This window comes from Helicobacter suis HS1 (genome assembly GCF_026000295.1).
GTDB lineage: Bacteria > Campylobacterota > Campylobacteria > Campylobacterales > Helicobacteraceae > Helicobacter > Helicobacter suis.
Genome location: NZ_AP026769.1, coordinates 359,782 through 380,710 on the forward strand (window position 1 = coordinate 359,782; position 20,929 = coordinate 380,710).

Genomic DNA, 20,929 nt, shown 5'->3' on the forward strand with positions numbered 1-20,929 from the left:
GCAAACAAAAAAACGCTAAAATTCTTCCCTTATTCAAGCGCAATCGCCTCCAAAACTTTATACAACTCAAAACCAGTAACTCTGTGCGCCCACTCCAAAGACCCTCTCAAACCACAAATGGGCACACTACAAAAAATTTTGCTTTAAACAGCGTTGAGTTTATTGGATTGGTGGTATCATCTACTCAAAAACCTTTATCTATCTCTAGCTTTGATTTGTTGCCTTATAACGCTTTCACCACTACAAGCACAAAAAACCTTGAGCCAAGACTGCTCTTTTCACAAGAAATTTTTCTCTCCATGATCTCAAAAATTTTTGCAGAAATTTTTGCAACGAGCCTTGCACATGAAACTCAAAAATTTTTCAACACCAAAGCTCTAAAAACACCTAAAAAGTGTTAGATCAACAAAAAACGCGTGAAAATCCCGCTATACAGGGGCTTAAAGCCACAAAGTGATCTACCACTTTGTGTTATCCTGCACGCTTTAAAACTTCCCTTATTTTTATCCTCTCTTTTATCTCAAATTTTTCAAAAATTTTTTAGCTACAATTGAGCCAAAAAGAGCAGGAAAAATAAGGGAAAAATTTTTGGATAGCAAGATCAAAGATACACCACTAGATTACAAGCCCAATTTAGACTGGATAGATGAGATTGTTAGACCCAAGAGAGCTAGACCCAATACAGACACTTATAATGCCAAACTTTTAATCCGTTTAAATAACTTTGCACAGAGTGGTGCGCCCTCTAAGTTTGCTTGCGATGAGACAAAGACTCCTGTGGTGATCAAAAACATTGGACAGATGAAGCACGCGCACTTAAGAAATGCTCTAGGATATGCGCTCAAAAACACAGACAGCAAACTAGCCTATACCCAGTGGTTTGATCAAAATAAATTAGAGGATATTTTAGAGGAGTGGAAACGGGACTTTGATGTGCTCAAAGACTGCAATGAGGCGATGCATCTAGTCTTTTCTCTTAAAGAAAAACCCGATGAGCTTGTGATGCATGGATTGCTCCACGCTACTTTTGAAACGCTTAGAACTTGTATGCCTGATTATAAGTTTGCCTTAGTGCCTCACTCTCACCAACAACACGCCCACATCCATTGCTTCATCAACAAGACTAACCAAATCACTAGAAAGAGATTACGCTTTGCTAAGCGCACAGATTGCAAAGAATTTTTCCACGATTTGAGAGAAGAATTTAGTTATCGTATCAATGCGTATTTAAAAACCCCTGAGCACTTATATACCAACCAGCCTAGCCTAAAAGTCCTAGATAATCTAAAAGAGCGCTTGCGCACCATCAGAGAGGAAGAAAAGCAAGCAGAAAAAGATTTTTCTAGCCAGCAAGAACACTACAACCAGCAGACTAAAAAACTACTAGACATGGGTTATCAAGCTATAGAGCGCCAACACAAAAGGCATTCAGAACAAAAAGAAGCTCTCAAGGCTTGGCAAGACTACACAGATGTGCTTTTTGAAAAACAAACCAGAGGCTTTACGCTTTTGCAAAAAAAGCAAGCTATCTATGAGCAATACCAACACCTAGACAAGCGCTATCTAGACAAAAAGACTTTGATGTGTATCTCTGAGCTCAAAAGTCAAATAGAAATGCAGCGCACCACCCAAGAGAGAAACTTCATCAACCCTAACTTCTTAGATCACATCGCTCAAGCTCTAAACCACCAAAAACCCACGCTTAAAAATCTCAAGCGCCACTTTTATAAACTCAACACTTTAGAGCACATCATCCCACAGCTCAAAGAAGCCAGCTCCAGTGCTAAAGACAAACAACTAGCCATTATCCATAGCAACCAACAAACACTGCTCAACATTGCTAATGAACGCCTAGCTTTCTTGGTGCAACGCTTCGATGCTCTCCAACAAGAGAAAGAAGACTTAGATCATATCTGGAATGAATGGGCACAACAGCTCAAACAAGCCACAACCCAAAAAGAACAAGAAAACCTGTTGCTTAGCCAAGACTTAATCAAAAACAACCGCTCTCTGGCACGCACAAGCAAAAGCCTATCTTGCATTGCTAGAGAAATACTCAGCGCCAATCGTTTTTTAAACAACCATGCTAAAGATTTACCATTCATCTTGCAAGATGCTAAGCAACTCTTGCAAAAACTCAAAACAGAACGGGGAAAAGCTTCCAACCCAACCATGGCTAAACGCCAACAATGGCAAACACAGAGTGGCAGCACGCTTAAATCTAATGTTGATCTAGACCAGCCATACCAAGCGGTTGCTACACAACAAGGATTAGCTACTACAGAGAACTCTCAAGAGACTATGTTGCATACGATGATGCAGATGATGCAAGAACAACAAAAAACAATCCAAACAATGGCTCAAGACATAGCAGAGTTCAGGCAACAGCAGCAACGCACCCAATATCAAGAGCTCCAAGACCAACCACAACAACTACATGAACCTAGTGAAGTCTCAGTTACAAAAAAGGGCAAAGGACGCTAACTAGGGAAAAAAGGTGAAAAATTGTGTTATACTTAGCCGTGATTTTAGTTTGAGACTTAGAGGTGGCTGAAAAGTTCCATTCTCACATGAACCAAATATCTCATTGTCACAACTTAGGTACATCACTTGAGCAAGACTACCCAAGAGTAACGCGCGTCCGTGTATAGTCCTCATAGAGAAGCCAATCGTAAAATTGAGATGTTTAAAGGTTTTGTGTTCTTTTAGGGGTATTTACTTTTAGGAAGGATAGGATAAAACAGCTAAACATTGAGCAATCTTTTAGGGGAATTAAAATTTAATCTTAAAAAGAGGGCATGTCAACCTTTCACTTTTAAAACCCCTACAAACTCTCTTGTAACTGGCAAAGTACTCTAGTGTTTTTATTATGGCTATCATACACCCAATGCTTATCAAAAGCGTGCTTAGCCCCTGAGTTGCCATTTATATCTAGCAGGTAAAAATGGTTTTTATCCTTACGTTTTTGTTGCATCTGCTGCATGATACTGTTATCTAGTTCTCCAAAATAGCCATCAGAAATAACTAGCAAATCTGCTTTTTTGTAATTTTCCCTTTGCATCATCTGCAAACCCTCGTGTAAAGCCGGCAGTACATCTGTACCGCCCCCAAAACTCATGGTTAAAAAGTGATTAAGGCGCGCTATCCCTCCGGCTTTACTTAAATCCATCGCGCTAGTTTGGGTGCTAAAGTTAATCAGATAACACCCCCGCTTCTCTCTTTTAGCCCGTGAGGCTAAAGCAAGCGTGATAGCCTTAGCTGTGATCTCAGGCGCGCCATTCATTGAGCCACTTGTATCTACACAAATAATAATAGGCCCTCTTTGTTCCTCTTGTTTTTCTATCTCTTTTTGCAACTCAATCTCTACCTCCTCTATGCCCTCTAACTGCTTTTGTACAAACCCTTGTTTTTCAAAGCAAAAAAGCTGTTTGGTGATGTATTTTAGATCAAAGAGCAATTCCAGATCGGGATCGTTAAGCAAAGTCAATTCTGTCAGGGCTGTAATTAGTTTCATGTTCTTTGAAGTATCTACGCCATTCACTCAGTTTGCTAAGCCACTTGTAGATCCCAGCTAGGCGCACTTCAGCCCCGCGCGTCTCATGCAAGATATGTAAAACAAGAGTGGGCGCTATTTCATGGCGGCATTGATCAATAAATGTTAGTAGGCGGTGTTTTTCCTCAAAAGTAAAATGCCTTTTTGTAATATCAAAGCCCGCTATTTCTTTGCGTACATAAGCCTCTACCTTCTTAATCTCATTGTTTCTAGGATTATAAGGGTTGTAGGCCGCGCGTGTTATTCGCGTATAGTGTTTGCTAGTATCTACCCCATACAAGTGCCAGTAATCGGGGATTACTTCTAAGTTTTCATCATGTGGCGTTTGCATAGGAGAACAATACAGATGGTATTAGAATTACACCTTCCAGAGAACTTTAGTTTACTAGCAATAAAGGAGCTAGTACAGGGCATAAAAAAAGTTTGCCAAGAGTTAGAATCCAGATTGTAGGTGGGAATACTATTGTTTCTAAAAGTTTGAATTTAGCAGTAAACCTTTTAGCTAGCAGTGCAAACCCTTCTTGTGGCAAAAAAGCAGATGGTGGAGTTAACTAGATATACCAAAGGGCTAATAAGCAGAGCTCCTGCCAAATTAGCCTAGCGGACATAACGGCTCTATTAGCTGATCTCACAAAAAACCAGTTAGTAACCAGCATGGTGGAAACAGTAATACAACAAAAATTGCATGCCCTTAGTCTATACACTTTATAGAATTTTATAAGATTTTATGTGATTTTGTAGGTTTGTAAGAGCGGTTTGGGTGTGGTGAGCTCTGCTATCTTTGTAATACCGCCTATTTAGCGCCCCCTGCTAGCGTTATTTTCTTGAGGTTTTTTCTGGCACGCCACACGCTCACCACTTTTTAATTTTAGCCTATTATACTCAAGTTATCTAAGCTTAAGACTATAATACTTAAACCCCTATTTAAGCCCCATTTAAGCTAGCCCTTTTTCCTTTCTTGACCTTAACTTTGACTCGTGCGGGAGCGGTGGTTTTAGTAGTAGCTTAGTGTGCAAGAGCTCTTGATCACCTTTAGAGCTCTCACACACCTTTAAACCCGCGCAAAATAGGCATTTCTTAGGCGGTGTGGAGCTCCGGGCTAACCAACATCGCTTTCTTGTGTGGGGCTAATAAGTTCTTTTAGCTCTTCTTCTGCCTCTTGCTCCTCTGTAGCGGGGGCATTAGCAATTTCTAGTAATTCCTCCGTGCTCATCTCGGTGTAGTCGTTTTTGATTTCTTGTACTTTTAATGTCCCAACATTCCAACATGTGCCTACTTTAGCCTCCGGAGCGTGGCCTTATCCTCGCCCATGTGGTGAAGTGTATGTTTCTATGCCTGCTATTTCCACCACCTAGTCCCGCATTTTTTCCTCCCACATACCTTTTATTTTAAAAATCCCACTAGAAGAAATTTTACATGTAAAACTTTGTTAAGACGGGGTTAAAGCCCTCATGGGTAAGCCTAATTTGCATTAGCCTATTGGCTAAAAACAGCCCTACGCTTGAAAGAGGGGGTAATTGCCACCTATGAGCAAATGCAAAATCTAGGGTCTGATTGTGTGGTGGTGGAAAAAATGCAAGAAAAAGTATACCCTACTAGTATTAGACTTGGTAATTTGAAAGATTTTTATCACTAATTAGATTTTGCGCGCAATTAAGAGTCCAAAATTAACCCATTTAAATAGCACCTCTACAGTTTTAAAGCCGGCTTGCTCAAGCAAGGCTATGTTTTCTTGCAAACTGTAGGGTACAAGTACATTTTCCAAAGCTTCGCGCTTAAAACTAATTTCATTAAGGCTATAACCCTGAGCTTGTTTATAAAGATAGTAGAGGGCGATCATTTGTTTATCTAAGATACGATCTAAACTCATCATCTTTTCGGCCACGACGACTACACCCCCGGGTTTGAGGTTTTCAAAAACACGACTCATTAGGCTCTGGCGCTGCAGTGGTCTAATAAATTGCAAAGTGTAGAGTAGTGCTATTGCTCCTGCCTCCTCTAAATTTGTCTGCAAAATATCCTCACAGCGCCAAGAAATGCAAAAATGCACGCATTTTTCTTGAGCCTTTTTAAGCATGGCCTGTGCGTTGTCTACGCCCACTAAGGGGGTTTGTGGATCTACTTTGGAAGCAAGGGTGGCTAAAAAATTACCCGTAGCACAGCCCAGATCGTAAACAACTCCGTTTAAATCCTGTGCTACAAAGTGGCTAGCTAGTTTAAGGGTTTCTTCATAGTAGGGGATAGAGCGCTCTAACATGTCATCAAAGACAGAGGCCACCTCTGCATCAAATTCAAAACGCTTAGGTAGAGCGCTACTAAAGAGAGTATCTTTCAAAGTTTAGCTAAACCAAAAACTGGAGAACTAGGGCTAGCATAGGCTTTTTTAGGGATACGACCGGCTAAATAACTTTTACGGCCAGCCAGTACAGCAAATTTCATGCTCTCAGCCATTAAAACCGGATTTTGGGCTAGTGCAATGGCTGAGTTAGTTAACACTCCATCAGCTCCAAGTTCCATAGCAATACTCGCATCTGAAGCACAGCCCACCCCCGCATCAACAATTACAGGTACGCTCACAGTCTCTTTAATAAAGCCAATGTTATAGCGGTTTTGAATCCCAAGACCACTCCCAATAGGCGAGGCTAAAGGCATGATCGCACTAGCACCGGCCTCCTCTAGTTTTTTAGCCATAATTGGATCATCATTGGTATAAGCTAGCACACAAAAACCCTCTTTGGCTAAAGTTTCACAGGCGCTTAAAGTTTCTATCACATCAGGATAGAGTGTTCTCTCATCACCAATAATTTCAAGCTTAATAAAAGTAATACCTGTAGCTTCTTTAACAAGGCGAAAAAGGGCAAGCGCTTCTTTAGCGCTGTGGCAGCCGGCTGAATTGGGTAAAAAGCTAATATTGGTGTCTTTGAAGGTGTCTAGTAGATTCTCGCTACTTGAATCGGTGATATTAACCCGTCTAACCGCAACGGTTAGCATTTCTGCCCCGCTAGCTAGAGTGGCCTCTTTAGTGGTGGCAAAGTCTTTATACTTGCCACTGCCCACGATAAGGCGAGAGGAAAAAGTTTGAGAACCGATGATGAGCGGATCGTGCATCACTAGGCTTTCTTATGCACAATTTGGTTGATGTAGTAGTCTACAGAACCCATTCCCTCTTTTTTAGCCCATTCCAAACATTGAGAAACAAAGGCCCAGTTAACATGGTGGTAGAATTTATCCAGATAGACCGGGCGGGCGTTTTTGTGATCAATATAGTAAGCATGTTCCCATACATCTACTACCAGAAGGGGGACTTTTTTATCCGTTACGGGGGTGTGGGCGTTGCTGGTTTGCACAATTTCAACTTTGCCATTAGTGGGGTTATAAACCGCCCAGTTCCAACCAGAGCCAAAAAGAGTCGTTGCGCTTTTAATAAAGGCTTCTTTAAAGGCTTCTAAAGAGCCATAATCGTGTTCTAAGGCACTTTTAAGTTCATCAGTCATTTCTGTAGCTTTAGGGCTTAAGCAATCCCAGTAAAAATCGTGGTTATAGATTTGGGCTGCGTTGTTAAAAACACCTCCGCTAGCCTTATTAATGATGCTAAAGAGATCGCTATCTTTGAATTCCCCCTCTTTAGTGAGGTTGTTAAGATTGTTGACATAACCTTGATGGTGTTTGCCATGGTGGAAATCAAAGGCCACAGGGCTTAAAAAATCTCCCATGCTATCTTTGCTGTAGGGCAAATCTCTTAAAACAAACATGCATACTCCTTATTCAAAAATGGAAAGTTATTATAATCACTTTAGCTACATTTTTGATAAATAGGAGATTCAAGACTCTAAAAGCTTATCAAGCAAAAGAGAAGTTTGTTCTTGAAAAATTAAAATAGGGTCTTTGAGAGTGGAATTTAGGTAGTCAATGTAGGGCTTACTGGTTTGGTAATAAGAACGGGCATCAGGCATGTTGATAGTGATTTGATAATCTAGCTTATGGGTGCTAAGATAGTATTGGTTGAGCAATAAATCATTGATCATGCCTAGTTTACTTGGGCTAATGAGCAAAATCTTAGAACGCAAGGCAAGAGCTAGATCGATAATTTTAACCTTTTCATCTAAGGGCACTAATAACCCCCCCACTCCCTCAACAATTAAAAGATCACAACGCTCTTGCAAAGCTTTTAACTTCTTCTCAATTTGTTTAAAATCAATGGGTGGGAGGTGTGGCTCAAAGCGCGCAGCCACAAAAGGACTAGCCGGTAAAACATAGCGGTAAAAACTAATATCTTCCATGCGGAGATTTTCATCTACATGGAGATTTTCCTCTAAAAATAAACCCCCATCTCCTAAGCCTCCTTGTTGCACGCCACTTTCAATGGGTTTTGCTAAGAGTGTTTTAATCCCCTTTTCATTATAAAGTTTAGCCATTTGCTTAGCTAAGGTTGTCTTTCCCACTCCCGTATTAGTTGCGCTCACAAAAATAGAACGGTACATGACTTAATCCTTGCAGTGGTGTAGGCATTATTATAAACCACGAACTCCAATAACGATACTTTTAAGTTTAACTTTTTTATAATTAACGCGCATAAAATGCTGTAAGGATTGGCCATGCTTAGAGTGCTTTTTGGAATCAGCGATACACAGGAGTGTAGAAGCGGTGTAGATGCGGCGATTAGATTATTCTCTAGAATCAAGGGCGTGCACTTTACGCTAGTGCATGTAAGTCCAGAGGTGTTAATTTATCCGGAGAGTGGAATCATGAATTATAGCCAAACAGAAGTCGTAGCCAATGAGCAATCTAGTAAACTCATTGAAGAATTTACACAACTCTTTACCCAACAACAAATTGCCTGCGAAGCGGTTTTAAAAATGGGTAATCCGGTAGATGTGGTGTTGGAGATGGCCCCCGGCTTTGATCTCTTAGTAATTGGAGCTAGCGAATCCTCTATGTTTTATAAACTTTTTGGATCGCATCAGAATAGTTTTATTGATAACTCGCCTATTCCTGTTTTGGTGGCTAAGTAATGCCACCCATTACAACTAGACTTAATCGTCTCCTTAATGCTGCTTTGGCTTTGGCTACTAAATTATCCCACCGCTACATCACTCCCGAACATGTCCTTTTTATCATGCTCAATGATAAAGAGATACAAGGGTTTTTAAGGCATTTAGATATTGACATCACAGAAGCCAAGCAGTTAGCCCAAAATTACCTAGTTGAGCATGTCTCTACCTATGAAAATGCTTTAGAAGGCCATGGCAAGATTCCAACTAATGATGAACAACTTGCTAAGCTCTTTCAGAGTCTAAGCCGTTATGCTAAAGAAATGCCCTACAAGGTTTTAGATGTACAGGATTTACTCTGGCTCATGGTAGAAAAAATCCCATGCTATGCTACTGATATTATTAAATCCTACGGGGTAGATGGCCCTAAGATTTTAGAACAACCTCCCCTTGCCTTTTCTAAAGAAAAAACCTCTGCGCTTAAAAAATTTGCTAGAAATTTAAATGCTTTAGCCGCAGATCACGCCATTGATCCGGTATCCCATCGCGATGCTGAAATCCAAAAAGTAATTGAAGTTTTGGGTCGGCGTAAGAAAAATAACCCTTTGTTGGTGGGTGAACCGGGTGTGGGAAAAACCGCCATTGCTGAGGGGTTGGCTCTCAAGATTGTAGAGCGCAATGTGCCTAAATTTTTATACGATTATCGTATCTATGCGCTAGATTTAAGTGGCATGGTAGCGGGGACAAAATACCGCGGGGAATTTGAAAAACGACTCAAAAAAACCCTAAAAGAATTGCAAAAAAACCCCAAAAATATTCTTTTTATTGATGAAATCCACACAGTTTTAGGCTCTGGAGCTTCTAGTGCTGGATCATTAGACGGGGCTAATATTTTAAAGCCCATGCTAGCTGATGGGAGTTTAAGTTGTATCGGAGCCACTACCTTTGATGAGTTTAGAGCGGTGTTTGAAAAAGACAAAGCTTTTTGCCGCCGTTTTAGTAAGATTGATATTTTAGAGCCCTCTAAACAAGATTGTTACGCGATTTTAGACGATCTCTCTGGCTATTATGAAAAACACCATAAGGTACACTACACCAAAGAGGCGCTAAAGGCATGTGTGGATCTTTCTGTGCGCTATTTGCATGAAAATTTTCTTCCGGATAAGGCTATTGATCTAATGGACATGGCAGGTTCTTTTAAAAAGATTTATGCCCCGGGTAGTAATACCCCCACTATCTCTAAAAATGATATTGAAAATGTGCTTTCCTTTAAAATTGATATTCCAAAATCTCATATCAGTTTTGAGAAGAAAAACCATTTAAAAAACCTAGAGGAACAGATTAAAAAAGAGGTTTTTGCCCAAGAGATAGCCATTTCTAAACTAGTCAGCGCTATTAAAATCCATGCCTCCGGTCTTATTGCTACAAAAAAACCTGTGGCTAGTTTTTTATTTGTAGGGCCTAGTGGGGTGGGTAAAACAGAATTAGCCAAAGTCCTAGCCAAACATATGCATTTGCATTTAGAACGGTTTGATATGAGCGAATACAAAGAAGCCCATAGCATTTCTAAGCTTATCGGCGCACCTTCGGGTTATGTGGGCTTTGAGCAGGGCGGGCTTTTGATCAATGCGATTAGAAAACACCCCCGTTGTGTGCTTTTGCTTGATGAAATTGAAAAAGCCCACCCCAATATTTACGATTTACTCTTGCAGATTACAGATAATGCTAGCCTCACAGATAATAGCGGTAAAAAAGGAGATTTTAGCCACGCTATTTTGATTTTAACTTCCAACGCAGGCAGTGATGCATTAGGGCAAATGGGCTTTTTAGAAGATCACACCCACAAATACCAAAAAGCTCTTAAAGAATTACTCAGTCCAGAGTTGCGCTCCAGATTAGATGCTATTCTGACTTTTAAACCTCTTAGTTTAGAGAATTTAGAAAGCATTGTGCAAAAAGAATGCAAAAAATTAGAGGCGCTTTTAACCCCTAGAAATGTCAGTTTATCTTTAGAAAAACAGGCTATCACGCACTTGGCCAATTTATGTTTAAAAGACCCATTGGGCGCGCGGGTGGTGGAAAAATTAGTGCATACACATATCAAAGTCCCGCTTAGCGATGCGATTTTATTTGGTGAACTCAAAGATGGAGGGAGTGCTAGGGTTATCTTGCGTAACCAAAATATCCAAGTTGTATCCACCCCTCTTTCGCGCAAGATTCGCAAGAAAACCACCCCAACATCTTAAGGAAAGGGATGGTAGAAGTTTTGTATAGCAAGATCCACCGCGCTGTGGTTACAGATGCTAATCTCAATTATCAAGGATCAATCACCATTGGTAAGCGCTTAGTGGAGTTAGCTAAATTAGCCCCTTGGATGAAAGTAGATGTACTTAATGTCAATAATGGGATGCGCTTTAGTACCTATGTGATTGTGGGGGAAAAGGATTATGAAGTTTGTATCAATGGAGCGGCTAGCCGTTTGGTTCAGATAGAGGATTTAGTGATTATCATCGCCTATATTTCTATCCCTTTTGAACGCCTTAACACCCACAAGCCCCATATTGTGTTTCTCGGGGCTAACAATATCCCTAAGGAAGATTCATGTTAGATTTTAGCCAGTTTGGCGGACTTCTCTCTAGTTTACAAGAACAGATTAAAGACATGGAGGAGAAGAATAAAAATACAGAATTTAGCGCCAAAAGTGGGGGAGGGCTTGTAAAAATTAAACTTAATGGAGCGGGTGAATTATTAGATATTCAGATTGATGATAGTCTATTAGAGGATAAAGAAGCCTTGCAGATTTATCTAATGAGTGCGATTAATGAGGCGTATAAAAATATGGAAGAGGGGCGCAAAAACGCAACTCTTGGTATGCTAGGTGGTTTAAACCCCTTTGCTAAGTAAGTATTTTTTTTTACTCCTATGGGCTAGTTCTCTTTATGCCTATAATTTTTCTCATTGCCAAGAATACTATAAACTAGCTAGCCGTCCGGGTAGTATATCTTTATTCTGGGAGGGAAAACAAGTGGCCTTTGTACATGGCAGTGTACCCAAAGGGGTTAAAATTCTTAAAGCCGATCCTTTTGTTGGTTTTTATCTCATTAAAGCCCCCCCTACTAAATTTGCCTACAGCCTCTTAGATATTAATGAGCAAGCTTATAAACACCCACTGGCCAGTATAGGAAGCCATGACGCAAGACCCGGGAGTATCCTAGCGCGCCAACGGGGTTTTTTAACTTATGCTAGATTTTCTGCTCCCATGCCAGCTAATGCTGTGGTGAGTAATATCTGCTATCAAATTTATGGAATAGGGGTGGGGAATAGAGAAAACGCCTTTATAGAGAGTGGCTATATCAAACGCTTTTTATCCCAAAATAGCCCTTATTATGGAGATATTGGCGTGCGGGTAAAAGAGCAAGGAGGGGTTATGGTGGAGAGTGTGGATCCTTTTTTTACTAATAATCCTTTTTTAGAAAAAGATGTGATCATAAAAATTAACAACCAGTCTATCACTAGTACCGGCCATTTTGAATGGCTAGTGAGTAATCTCCCTTTTAAACGGGTAATTAGTGTCCAAATTCGCCGCAGGGGGCAATTACAAACCCTAACCGTACGGGTAGATAAGCGCTATGGGGGTTTTTTACTCCCCGATAGTTTTTTAGAGCGTTTTGTTAAAATCAACGAGCATTTTGTGATCACGGCTCTACACAAAAACAGACCACAAGCTCTTAGAAATTTACACCTTGGCGATCAAATCCTTTGGATTAACCGCAAGCCCATTGCCTCCTCTAGCGCTAATTTCACCCAAAAACTACGCGCTTTGCGCCAAGCTTTTAGCCATGCCTACATGCAAGGGCGGATTGAAATGTTGATTCTAAGAAAGGGTTTTGAATTCTATGTCCGCCTCTAAATTACGCGCTTATGAAAACCTTTGCCAAGACTTTGAGGTGTATTTAAAACATGCAAAACCTAAACTAAAGAGTTTCCACCCCACTTTTGAACAAGCCTTTTGGGAAATGCTTTTAAATGGGGGGAAGCGTTTTAGACCAAAATTACTTTTAGCGGTGCTTAGTTCTTTTATGCGTTCTCATCTGATGATTAAAAATGCCTTCCCCATAGCGCTAGCCTTAGAAGTTTTACACACCTATTCACTTATCCATGACGATTTACCTTGTATGGATAATGCACCCTTACGCCGCTACCACCCTACTTTACATGTAAGCTATGGTGTAACAGTAGCAACTTTAGTAGGCGATGGGCTAAATACCTATGCCTTTGAACTCCTCTCTAGCGCGAGATTACCAAATGCATTAAAAGTCTCTTTAATTAGCACTCTAGCCCATTGTGGCGGGGTTTTTGGCATGGTGCTAGGTCAGGCTATAGATTGTTATTTTGAGCATAAACCCCTTCTAAGAGAACAACTAGAAATTCTACACACCCTAAAAACGGCTAAACTCATTGCCGCTAGTCTTAAAATGGGCGCGCTTATTGCTAAGAAATATGCCCGCACCCCTACTAATTTACCCACCACTCTTTTTAATTTTGGGCTTAAACTTGGGTTATTCTTTCAGGTACGCGATGACATCATTGATCGCACAAAAAGCCCTGAAGAATCGGGTAAAAGCACCCAACTAGATACTTTTAAAAATAACTATGTCAATTTATTAGGCCTTAAGGGGGCACAAGATTATCTTAAAACTTTACAAACAGAATTGAAAGCCACCCTTAATACTCTCCCACCCTTGTTAGCCTTGCATTTACAAACCCTTTTAGAGAGCTTAGCATGAAACCTCTTGTCTTACTCACCAACGATGATGGGTATGAAGCTAGGGGGCTTTTGGCATTAAAAGATGCCTTAGAAGAAGTGGCAGAAGTGATGGTAGTTGCTCCCAAAAATGAAAAGTCTGCCTGCGGGCATGGAATCACCACTATGTTACCTTTGCGCATGGAACAAATAGGGCCGCAGTATTACCGGGTAGATGATGGCACACCTAGCGATTGTGTTTGTTTAGCCCTCTTTTTGAGTAAACGCCCCTTTGATTTAGTTATCTCAGGGATTAATCATGGCTCTAACATGGGCGAAGATGTACTTTATTCAGGCACAGTAGCTGGGGCTATTGAGGGTACAATTCATAATATCCCCTCTATTGCGATTTCACAGTACATCAAAGATTATAAACATTTTGCAGCCCATGACTTTAGTCTAGCTAAACAGATAGCTTGTAAACTTTTACACCTCTATCTCACACAAGGCTTTCCCTTTAAAGGGCGTAAATTTCTCAATGTGAATATCCCCTACATACAGCCCACAGAGTGCAAGGGAATTAAAATCACCCAAAAAGGAATGCGGCTTTATAAAAATAATATCCATTCTAAACAAGATCCAAAGGGCAGACAATATTGTTGGTTAGGGCCTAATTCTTTATACTGGGAAGAGCGCGATCAAGTGCTCTTGAATGATTTTAAAGCCATTGAGCAAAACTATGTTTCCATTACCCCTATCACGCTTAACATGACTAGCTATGCAGATATAAAGACTTTGGAGGGGTGGATTTGATACATTTACCCATAACCCTAGCACACATGCTAAAACTTATAGTAAAATGGGGGTTATGAAAGCAGCTTTACGCCTTTTATCATTGTTACTGCCCTTGCTTGGCTTTACCGGTTGCCACCGCTTAAATATGGGCTATTTCTCAGAGATACGGGGGGGCTATATTTTCAATGTCAGCGCCCCTATAGTTGTGGTCTATAGTCCGCAGGATATGATTAGCTCCTTTTATCTACCCCTTATCATCTATGATTTACAAGCAATAGGGTTTTATAATGTTTTTTCCATGCAAGAATACCCGCCTAGTAGAGCTAAAAATATCATCTATGTGCATGTGGTGCGCAATATTTCTGCTTTGCCTGTTTATGCCTACCACTATACCCTAATTGATCGCGCCAGACCCGATCGCTGTTACTGGCATGAAGGCCAGTTTTATTGTAGCCAAGTACCCACAGATTATTATGCGATCAATGGTTTTTCTACCTATAGTAAAATGTTAGTGGGATCGCATTTTATTTTAGATTGGTGGGATAATGTCCTTAATAAACGGGTACTTTACATTGATGGGAGCGTAACCGGCAACACTTGCGGGTATAATAGACTTTATGAAGACCTCATCCAAGATACGATTTGGCGTATTGATTTTACCCGCTCTGAGCACTACCGCTACTACCAAAAACTCCCCCTCTACCAACCCTGTTACAAGCGCTAATGCAAATCCGCCGACTCTTTTCTTTTTGTGCTAGCCATATTGTGAGGAATTGTACCTCTAGGCGCTGTGCTACTAGCATCCATGGGCACAATTACCAAGTAGAAGTTTTTGTACAAGCGCATAAACTTGATAGGGCGGGCATGGCCTTAGATTTTGGGATTTTTAAAAATGAAATCGCTAGTTTTATTGACGCCTTTGATCACGCCCACCACTTTTGGGATCAAGAACTCTTAGACTTCCAAGAGTCTATCAAGCAAATCAGTAAGCGTTATGTTAAACTTAGCTTTAATCCTAGTGCAGAAAACTACGCCTTGATGTTTCATTTCTTTTTAGACGCACTTTTACAGGCCACAGAATTACATAATGATGAAGCCGTGTGCATTTGCTCAGTGCGGGTACATGAAACAGATTATGGCTATGCCCAAAGCTTTAAAGAGGATTTAGAAAATCCGCATTTAATGCGTTTTATTTCCCTAGAAAGTGTAGAGTTTTCAGAAGGGATTTTAGAGCAAATGGCTAACCCACATTTATTAGATCAGCTTAAAGCCTATCATAAAAATATGACAAATCCATCGTCTAAAAAACCCTTTTCAAGCCCCCTTCCTTTGGAGCAAATATGCCCCTCCCACTTGTAGAAACCTTTTATAGCCTGCAAGGCGAGGGCTCTTGTGTAGGCCAACCTAGCGTGTTTATCCGTTTAGGGGGTTGTAATTTTAAATGTGTGGGTTTTGGTGTAAAAAGCATGATTGATTCAAAAGAAGTAGTGGGCTGTGATAGCGCCTATGCGGTTTATCCTAATGCTAAATGGAGTTATCTTAAAAGTGCTCAAGAACTTTTAACCCGTTTAGAGCCTCTCATTTACCCTTCTACATTGCCCCATATTGTACTTACCGGTGGCGAACCTAGTCTACACTTTAATAACCTCATTTTATTGGAAGCATTACAGGTTTTACACACAAGAGGGCACACCATTTGGGTAGAGAGCAATGGGAGCGTGTTTTTTGAGTTTAAAGCGCCTTTAAATACTTTGCATTTTACGCTAAGCCCCAAACTTGCCTTTGCACAGACTTTTAAAGATTACTCTAAACCTTTACAAAATATTTTAAACCACGCTAAAGAGATCGTGTTTAAATTTGTAGTAAAACCCCCTTTTGAGGTTTGTATTGCCCAAATTAAAGCGCTCCTAAAACCCCTACACTTTAAAAAATCACCTTTAATCTATCTGATGCCCTTAGGCGTGCAGGCACAAGAAATACTAGAGGGTTTAAAAGACCTCGCCCCTTTGTGTTTACAACACGGTTACCTCTTAAGCCAACGCCTGCACATCTTGCTTTGGGGCAATAAGCCGGGCGTTTGATGTTAGAAGCATTTCGTGCTTATATTCAAACCATTAGCCAAGAAGATGGCAAACACCAATTTAGCTTAGATAGTGTTTTAGAAATGGGGCAGGGGTTAAAAGCTATAGAATTATTGCGCGAGGCGCTTAATGCGCAAAAACAAATCATTATCGGGGGGGATTATGATTGTGATGGGATGAGTGGGACGGCTTTAGTACTCTACTTTTTTAAAGAAGTTTTGCACTACCCGCATATTAACTACATTATCCCGCAAAGAAACACCGATTGTTATGGCATGAGTGTAGAACTTTTAGAGGAATATGAAAACAAACGCCGTTTAGTGCGTACGCATTACAAAAATGGCCAACCAATTGGAGGAATAGCCCTTAATCTACACAATAGCCTTTTTATCACCATTGATAATGGCGCAACAATCCCTGACTCTGTCTGTGATTTTTTACATGCTAGAAATACACGGCTTATTTTAAGCGATCACCACCACTTTTTAGAAGATCGTATCCCTAAATGTGATGCCTTTATCCACCCTCTTTTAAACGATAACCACCCCTTTAAAGGCATCAGCGGGGCATGTGTGGGGTATTTATTCATGCTTGCTTATGCCAAACAACATAAAATCAAAATGCGCCTAGATCACCTCCAATACATGCAGGTTTTAGCAGGGATTTCTACCATAGGCGACATGATGGATGTAAGCGCGCCTTATAACCGCCAACTCTTAAAACGCATGGATAAAACCCTTAAAACCAACATGCCCGCCTCCTTGCAGGCAATCTATCAAGCTCAGAAATATAAAAACCCTTACAAACTTTCTACTTTGGCTTGGGATGTGATTCCTCTTATCAATGCAGTAGGGCGCTTTGATGGGATTTCTGGATTTTGCCATTGTAATTTGGTTGTAGATCTTCTAGCCACACAACAGGCTAACCCTGCTTATGCTGCGCTTCTAGTAGAAGCCAATGAGAAGCGTAAAATCTGCGTCCAATCGCTTAAAAAAAGCCTAGAAACCACGCAAAAAAATAAGCTAATTTATACGGGTGGGGAAGTCCCACGCGGAGTTTTAGGGGTTTTAGCCAACCAGCTTTTAGAAAATGAGGGGGTTTGTATTGCGCTATGTTGGCGCTATCAGGGGGAAAGTGTAGAGGTGTCTTTACGGGCTAAAGAAGGGGATTTGATCGTACTTTTTACGCGTTTTAAAGAAATGGGAATAGAAGTTTTAGGAGGAGGGCATAAACAGGCTTGTGGGATGGTTTTTAATAACAATGTAGATTTTAATAGGGCTTTAGAATATCTAGGAGGTTTAGATGCTCTTTAAAGTGCCTCAATTAGCCATTTTTGAAGATTCTGAATTTCTTGCTCTTTATCAGGAAGGTGAACCTTATGGGGTGGGCAATCCTGTACCTCTTTTTGAAGTCTGTGCGAGGTTAAAAAGCTGGCGCTATTTAGGCCAAGATCAAAAACACATTAGCTTTATTTTAGAGGATACTAGCGGGGTTTTGCTGTGCAAGTGGTGGTTTTATGCTAAAGAGCTTTCTTTAAAAAATGGGGAGGAACTATGTGTAGTTGGGGAGTATGATACTTTAGAAAAAGCATTAAAGTGTGTGCGTTTTTAAGCATACAAACGGGGTTAGCCGTGTTTACAATGAGTCGTTATAATTTGTTTAGTTTAAAGCGGGAGGTTTTTATGATTAAGGGTTTTGCTATGCTTGGTATTGGAAAAGTAGATATTATTGAAAAAGAATACTTAGAAACGGTGATGCCAGAGCGCAAAAAATTAGAATGTGGCCCTTTAGATGCGCTGGTGCGCCCTATTGCAGTTGCTCCCTGTACTTCAGATTTACACACCTGTTATGAAGGAGGCATTGGGGAGCGCCATAACATGTTTTTAGGGCATGAGGGTGTGGGTGAAGTGTTAGAAGTGGGGCATTTAGTTAGAGATTTTAAAGAGGGCGATAAAGTGATTATCCCAGCCATTACGCCTAATTGGAGTGCCTTAGGGTCTCAAAGAGGCTATGCCCAACATGGAGAAGCTGCGCTTTCAGGGTGGAAGTTTTCTAATTTTAAAGATGGCGTGTTTGCTGAAAAGATTCATATTAACGATGCAGATGGGAATTTAGGGCATTTGCCAGAGGGGGTAGAGGCTACTGAGGCGGTGATGTTAAGCGATATGGTAACTACAGGCTTTCACTGCGCTGAAGAGGCAAAGATTATGCCCGGAGAGAGAGTAGCTGTAATTGGACTGGGTCCAGTAGGGTTAATGGCACTAGCGGGGGCTAATTTAATGGGAGCGAGTGAAATTTATGCAATAGATTGCGTACCTTTTCGCTATGAAGTGGCGCATAAACATTATGGCGCAACCCATTACATTGACTTTACAAAAGCCCCCATGCAAGAGCAAATTTTAGAGATCACAAAAGGTGTAGGGGCAGATAAAGTTTTAATTGCAGGGGGAGGGGTGGATATTTTAAGCGATGCGTGTGCGTGTGTGGTAAATGGAGGGATTATCTCTAATGTGAATTACTTTGGAAGTGGGGATTATTTGCGCCTCTCACGCCTAGATTGGAATGTGGGCATGGGGCACAAAACTATTAAGGGCGGTTTAACCCCGGGAGGGCGTCATCGCATGGAAAAACTCGCACGGCTCTTACAAACGCAAAAATTAGATGTCAAGCCCATTATCACGCATAGATTAGAAGGTACATTTGAAGCCATCGCTCAGTCTTTAGCATGGATGAAAGATAAACCAGAAAATTTTATTAAACCTGTTGTTAGTCTTAAATGGTAAAGGTACTTGTTTTAGGTGCGGGATATGCATCGCTGGCATTTATTAAGGCTTTGCCCAAGAGGCTTTTAAAGACTTGTCATTTTACGCTTATTTCTCAAAGCTCCCAGCATTATTTTAGCGTGCTTTTACATGAAGTGCTAGCAGGGATTAAGGGGCAATATACTTTAGAACTTAGCGCCATTCTCCCCCCTGAGGTGGAGTTTATCCAAGATTGTGTACTAGAAATCCAAGAGGGAAAAGTGCTAGGAGAGCGCGCTAGTTATGCCTATGATAAACTGGTTGTTGGGCTAGGTTTTCATAGCGATAGTTTTAAAATACCGGGTGTAGAAACACACGCACACAGTCTAGTTAACTTTGCAGGTGCACAGGCCACACACCAAGCTTTGCTCCAAGCGATTAAAACTTTTGATCAAGCGCGCCCTTTTTCTTTGGTGGTGTGTGGGGGGGGGTTTAGCGGCATAGAACTCTTAGGTGCACTAAGCGATACGCTCCCTAATCTATGCGGTTCTAAAGCTTTTAAGCTCACTTGTATAGAGGCTTTACCCGGTGTTTTACCTATGTTTAAAGCTAAGCTAGTGCAAAAGGGAGTGGCTTATTTACAGCATTTAGGCGTAGAGTTAGAAGTGGGGGCTAAGATTTTAGAATGCCAGCATGATTGCGTGGTTGTGGAGCAAAACCATATAAAGAAAGAAATCAAAGCAGATTTTATTATTTGGACTTGTGGGGTGCGGGGAAACCCGGTGATAGAAAAATCCTCTCTTTTTAAGAGTGTGCGCAGTAGGGTGGAAGTAAATAGCTTTTTACAGCCTTTAGGATTAGAGAATCGAGAGATTTTTGTACTGGGCGATTGTGCCCTTTTTAAAGACAAAACCAATAGGCCCTATGCTCCAACAGCCCAACTAGCCAGCCAAATGGGGACTTATTTAGGGAAACAATTTATCCATATAATCGCCAAACAACAGCCTAAACAACCCTTTATTTTTAAACCCAAAGGGAGCATTTGTTCCATTGGTATGGGCTATGCCATTGGTAGTATTGGTGGCGTTGATCTTTGTGGTAAGCTGAGTCTATGGTTAAAAAAATACATAGAATGGCGTTGGAAATGCCTTTTGCGATCTAATTCTTAGGCTTGACAAGATTCTTTAAAAATGCTATAGTGAGGTTTTTGTTCCAGATTAGCTCAGCGGTAGAGTAGGCGGCTGTTAACCGCTTGGTCGTAGGTTCGAATCCTACATCTGGAGCCACTGCTAAAAGCAAAATCTAAACTCTGTGGCTTTTAGTTGATAAATTTATCAAGATTTCAGCAGAGTTTAAATCCCACTCAAAAAACCACTTGAGGAAAGACCTAAATTTTATGAAAATGAATCATGTATAGTTGTGCAGTGAGGCCATGATCTTCTAGCAAGCGCATGGCCTCTAAAGGCTCTGTGCGCTAGGCCAAATTTAGCGTGAATGCCCACCCTTAGTCCACATCCCCACTCCTAAGCTGTGTAAGCGCACCCAAATACCAGTTTTGGGGCAGAGTTTACTGCTCCCGGTCCCGCCTACCTCTAAGATAGTCTTAAGCTCATTGAGCCCCTCAATGGTTAGAGTGATGTCCGCGCCCATACCAGTAGCGATAAAGTCCAGCTCGATCATCTCGCGATCTTGAAAGCCATTAACTGTAATAGGCGCTCCCTCTTGGATATAGATCATCGCTAAAATGGTCTCGGCCTTTGCTACCTGCCTCTAAACCATAGCACCCCTTAAACTACTTAGAAATATCCACTAAGGAGAGCGTAAAATAGGGCATGTTTTACCTTGAGAGAGAAAAGCGCCTTGAACGCCCCAATAGTGGTATTGTTCGATCGCCTGAGAAAACACATTAAAAAGCTTGCTCATCTGCTTGCTAATAAGATGTGGAAAGCGTGGCATTGACATACTCCCCATAGAAGGCTAGGGGATTGACGGGATTATTAAAACCCGCATGTCAAGCAGTCTAC

Annotated in this window: 22 protein-coding genes, 1 tRNA gene and 1 pseudogene; 17 read left to right on the plus strand and 7 right to left on the minus strand. The window is 41.0% G+C overall.

Annotated features, from left to right (window positions below; genetic code table 11):
- The first annotated feature begins 588 nt into the window (after positions 1-588).
- Positions 589-2,484, plus strand: coding sequence for a relaxase/mobilization nuclease domain-containing protein (locus OO773_RS02030; protein ID WP_040499072.1), 1,896 nt, complete (start codon positions 589-591; stop codon positions 2,482-2,484).
- A gap of 340 nt (positions 2,485-2,824) precedes the next feature.
- Here OO773_RS02030 and OO773_RS02035 read toward each other — a convergent pair whose 3' ends face one another.
- The gene (locus tag OO773_RS02035) at positions 2,825-3,514 is read right to left on the minus strand and encodes a vWA domain-containing protein (protein WP_080552431.1); all 690 of its coding nucleotides are present in this window, start codon (positions 3,512-3,514) and stop codon (positions 2,825-2,827) included.
- Positions 3,474-3,884: a hypothetical protein gene (locus OO773_RS02040; RefSeq protein WP_040499073.1), complete on the minus strand. Its 411-nt coding sequence runs from the start codon at positions 3,882-3,884 to the stop codon at positions 3,474-3,476. Before OO773_RS02040 ends, OO773_RS02035 begins: the two co-directional genes overlap by 41 nt.
- Before the next feature lie 1,170 nt (positions 3,885-5,054).
- On the opposite strand from OO773_RS02040, the gene OO773_RS02045 reads away from it, so the two are divergent.
- Complete coding sequence (locus tag OO773_RS02045; RefSeq protein WP_255298823.1) at positions 5,055-5,189, plus strand: hypothetical protein; 135 nt, start codon at positions 5,055-5,057, stop codon at positions 5,187-5,189.
- Here the strand turns inward: OO773_RS02045 and cmoA are convergent, their stop codons facing one another.
- The 4 genes from cmoA to bioD form a co-directional block, all read right to left on the minus strand.
- The gene (cmoA, locus tag OO773_RS02050) at positions 5,190-5,888 is read right to left on the minus strand and encodes a carboxy-S-adenosyl-L-methionine synthase CmoA (RefSeq protein WP_006563957.1); all 699 of its coding nucleotides are present in this window, start codon (positions 5,886-5,888) and stop codon (positions 5,190-5,192) included.
- Positions 5,885-6,661 carry a thiazole synthase gene (locus tag OO773_RS02055; RefSeq protein ID WP_034375848.1) on the minus strand — a complete coding sequence of 259 codons (777 nt, stop codon included), beginning with the start codon at positions 6,659-6,661 and terminating at the stop codon, positions 5,885-5,887. The genes cmoA and OO773_RS02055 overlap by 4 nt, the downstream gene beginning before the upstream one ends.
- Before the next feature lie 2 nt (positions 6,662-6,663).
- Positions 6,664-7,305, minus strand: coding sequence for a superoxide dismutase [Fe] (gene sodB, locus OO773_RS02060; protein ID WP_006563958.1), 642 nt, complete (start codon positions 7,303-7,305; stop codon positions 6,664-6,666).
- Between the two features lie 69 nt (positions 7,306-7,374).
- Positions 7,375-8,034 (minus strand): dethiobiotin synthase, encoded by a 660-nt coding sequence (gene bioD / locus OO773_RS02065; protein WP_006563959.1) that lies wholly within the window; start codon positions 8,032-8,034, stop codon positions 7,375-7,377.
- A 114-nt stretch (positions 8,035-8,148) separates the two neighbouring features.
- Between bioD and OO773_RS02070 the strand changes: the two genes are divergently transcribed.
- From OO773_RS02070 to OO773_RS02140, 15 genes are all read left to right on the plus strand, one after another.
- Complete coding sequence (locus OO773_RS02070; protein WP_040499074.1) at positions 8,149-8,565, plus strand: universal stress protein; 417 nt, start codon at positions 8,149-8,151, stop codon at positions 8,563-8,565.
- Positions 8,565-10,790, plus strand: coding sequence for an AAA family ATPase (locus OO773_RS02075; RefSeq protein ID WP_006563961.1), 2,226 nt, complete (start codon positions 8,565-8,567; stop codon positions 10,788-10,790). Before OO773_RS02070 ends, OO773_RS02075 begins: the two co-directional genes overlap by 1 nt.
- 8 nt (positions 10,791-10,798) lie before the next feature.
- On the plus strand, positions 10,799-11,152 hold the full coding sequence (gene panD / locus OO773_RS02080; protein WP_176485163.1) for an aspartate 1-decarboxylase: 354 nt from the start codon (positions 10,799-10,801) through the stop codon (positions 11,150-11,152).
- Positions 11,146-11,448: a YbaB/EbfC family nucleoid-associated protein gene (locus tag OO773_RS02085; RefSeq protein WP_006563963.1), complete on the plus strand. Its 303-nt coding sequence runs from the start codon at positions 11,146-11,148 to the stop codon at positions 11,446-11,448. The genes panD and OO773_RS02085 overlap by 7 nt, the downstream gene beginning before the upstream one ends.
- Positions 11,438-12,454: a DUF7488 domain-containing protein gene (locus OO773_RS02090; protein WP_040499075.1), complete on the plus strand. Its 1,017-nt coding sequence runs from the start codon at positions 11,438-11,440 to the stop codon at positions 12,452-12,454. The genes OO773_RS02085 and OO773_RS02090 overlap by 11 nt, the downstream gene beginning before the upstream one ends.
- A complete protein-coding gene (locus OO773_RS02095; protein WP_006563965.1) occupies positions 12,441-13,331 on the plus strand; it encodes a polyprenyl synthetase family protein in 891 nt (296 codons plus the stop codon). The genes OO773_RS02090 and OO773_RS02095 overlap by 14 nt, the downstream gene beginning before the upstream one ends.
- The gene (gene surE / locus OO773_RS02100) at positions 13,328-14,101 is read left to right on the plus strand and encodes a 5'/3'-nucleotidase SurE (protein ID WP_006563966.1); all 774 of its coding nucleotides are present in this window, start codon (positions 13,328-13,330) and stop codon (positions 14,099-14,101) included. Before OO773_RS02095 ends, surE begins: the two co-directional genes overlap by 4 nt.
- Positions 14,102-14,147: 46 nt before the next feature.
- A complete protein-coding gene (locus OO773_RS02105) occupies positions 14,148-14,807 on the plus strand; it encodes a hypothetical protein (RefSeq protein WP_006563967.1) in 660 nt (219 codons plus the stop codon).
- Complete coding sequence (locus OO773_RS02110) at positions 14,807-15,442, plus strand: 6-pyruvoyl trahydropterin synthase family protein (protein WP_040499076.1); 636 nt, start codon at positions 14,807-14,809, stop codon at positions 15,440-15,442. The genes OO773_RS02105 and OO773_RS02110 overlap by 1 nt, the downstream gene beginning before the upstream one ends.
- Positions 15,424-16,164 (plus strand): 7-carboxy-7-deazaguanine synthase QueE, encoded by a 741-nt coding sequence (locus OO773_RS02115; RefSeq protein WP_006563969.1) that lies wholly within the window; start codon positions 15,424-15,426, stop codon positions 16,162-16,164. Before OO773_RS02110 ends, OO773_RS02115 begins: the two co-directional genes overlap by 19 nt.
- On the plus strand, positions 16,164-17,477 hold the full coding sequence (locus OO773_RS02120) for a DHH family phosphoesterase (protein ID WP_231102854.1): 1,314 nt from the start codon (positions 16,164-16,166) through the stop codon (positions 17,475-17,477). Before OO773_RS02115 ends, OO773_RS02120 begins: the two co-directional genes overlap by 1 nt.
- A complete protein-coding gene (locus tag OO773_RS02125; RefSeq protein ID WP_034376470.1) occupies positions 17,467-17,775 on the plus strand; it encodes a hypothetical protein in 309 nt (102 codons plus the stop codon). Before OO773_RS02120 ends, OO773_RS02125 begins: the two co-directional genes overlap by 11 nt.
- Positions 17,760-18,947 (plus strand): zinc-binding dehydrogenase, encoded by a 1,188-nt coding sequence (locus OO773_RS02130; protein WP_269150096.1) that lies wholly within the window; start codon positions 17,760-17,762, stop codon positions 18,945-18,947. The genes OO773_RS02125 and OO773_RS02130 overlap by 16 nt, the downstream gene beginning before the upstream one ends.
- The gene (locus tag OO773_RS02135; RefSeq protein WP_040499077.1) at positions 18,941-20,074 is read left to right on the plus strand and encodes an NAD(P)/FAD-dependent oxidoreductase; all 1,134 of its coding nucleotides are present in this window, start codon (positions 18,941-18,943) and stop codon (positions 20,072-20,074) included. The genes OO773_RS02130 and OO773_RS02135 overlap by 7 nt, the downstream gene beginning before the upstream one ends.
- Positions 20,075-20,116: 42 nt before the next feature.
- A tRNA-Asn gene (locus OO773_RS02140) sits at positions 20,117-20,191 on the plus strand.
- A gap of 110 nt (positions 20,192-20,301) precedes the next feature.
- On the opposite strand, the pseudogene OO773_RS09935 reads toward OO773_RS02140, so the two are convergent.
- Positions 20,302-20,855, minus strand: a pseudogene (locus OO773_RS09935) (arginine decarboxylase); the annotation flags it as partial.
- Between the last annotated feature and the right edge of the window lie 74 nt (positions 20,856-20,929).

Excerpts from the sequence above, each read along its gene's own strand:
- OO773_RS02125 (WP_034376470.1), top strand. The coding sequence starts at position 17,467 with ATGCTCTTTAAAGTGCCTCAATTAGCCATTTTTGAAGATTCTGAATTT.
- sodB (WP_006563958.1), bottom strand. The coding sequence starts at position 7,305 with ATGTTTGTTTTAAGAGATTTGCCCTACAGCAAAGATAGCATGGGAGAT.
- OO773_RS02085 (WP_006563963.1), top strand. The coding sequence starts at position 11,146 with ATGTTAGATTTTAGCCAGTTTGGCGGACTTCTCTCTAGTTTACAAGAA.
- OO773_RS02135 (WP_040499077.1), top strand. The coding sequence starts at position 18,941 with ATGGTAAAGGTACTTGTTTTAGGTGCGGGATATGCATCGCTGGCATTT.
- OO773_RS02105 (WP_006563967.1), top strand. The coding sequence starts at position 14,148 with ATGGGGGTTATGAAAGCAGCTTTACGCCTTTTATCATTGTTACTGCCC.
- OO773_RS02095 (WP_006563965.1), top strand. The coding sequence starts at position 12,441 with ATGTCCGCCTCTAAATTACGCGCTTATGAAAACCTTTGCCAAGACTTT.
- panD (WP_176485163.1), top strand. The coding sequence starts at position 10,799 with ATGGTAGAAGTTTTGTATAGCAAGATCCACCGCGCTGTGGTTACAGAT.
- OO773_RS02040 (WP_040499073.1), bottom strand. The coding sequence starts at position 3,884 with ATGCAAACGCCACATGATGAAAACTTAGAAGTAATCCCCGATTACTGG.
- OO773_RS02120 (WP_231102854.1), top strand. The coding sequence starts at position 16,164 with ATGTTAGAAGCATTTCGTGCTTATATTCAAACCATTAGCCAAGAAGAT.
- OO773_RS02075 (WP_006563961.1), top strand. The coding sequence starts at position 8,565 with ATGCCACCCATTACAACTAGACTTAATCGTCTCCTTAATGCTGCTTTG.
- OO773_RS02070 (WP_040499074.1), top strand. The coding sequence starts at position 8,149 with ATGCTTAGAGTGCTTTTTGGAATCAGCGATACACAGGAGTGTAGAAGC.
- OO773_RS02055 (WP_034375848.1), bottom strand. The coding sequence starts at position 6,661 with ATGCACGATCCGCTCATCATCGGTTCTCAAACTTTTTCCTCTCGCCTT.
- OO773_RS02110 (WP_040499076.1), top strand. The coding sequence starts at position 14,807 with ATGCAAATCCGCCGACTCTTTTCTTTTTGTGCTAGCCATATTGTGAGG.
- surE (WP_006563966.1), top strand. The coding sequence starts at position 13,328 with ATGAAACCTCTTGTCTTACTCACCAACGATGATGGGTATGAAGCTAGG.
- OO773_RS02035 (WP_080552431.1), bottom strand. The coding sequence starts at position 3,514 with ATGAAACTAATTACAGCCCTGACAGAATTGACTTTGCTTAACGATCCC.
- bioD (WP_006563959.1), bottom strand. The coding sequence starts at position 8,034 with ATGTACCGTTCTATTTTTGTGAGCGCAACTAATACGGGAGTGGGAAAG.
- OO773_RS02115 (WP_006563969.1), top strand. The coding sequence starts at position 15,424 with ATGCCCCTCCCACTTGTAGAAACCTTTTATAGCCTGCAAGGCGAGGGC.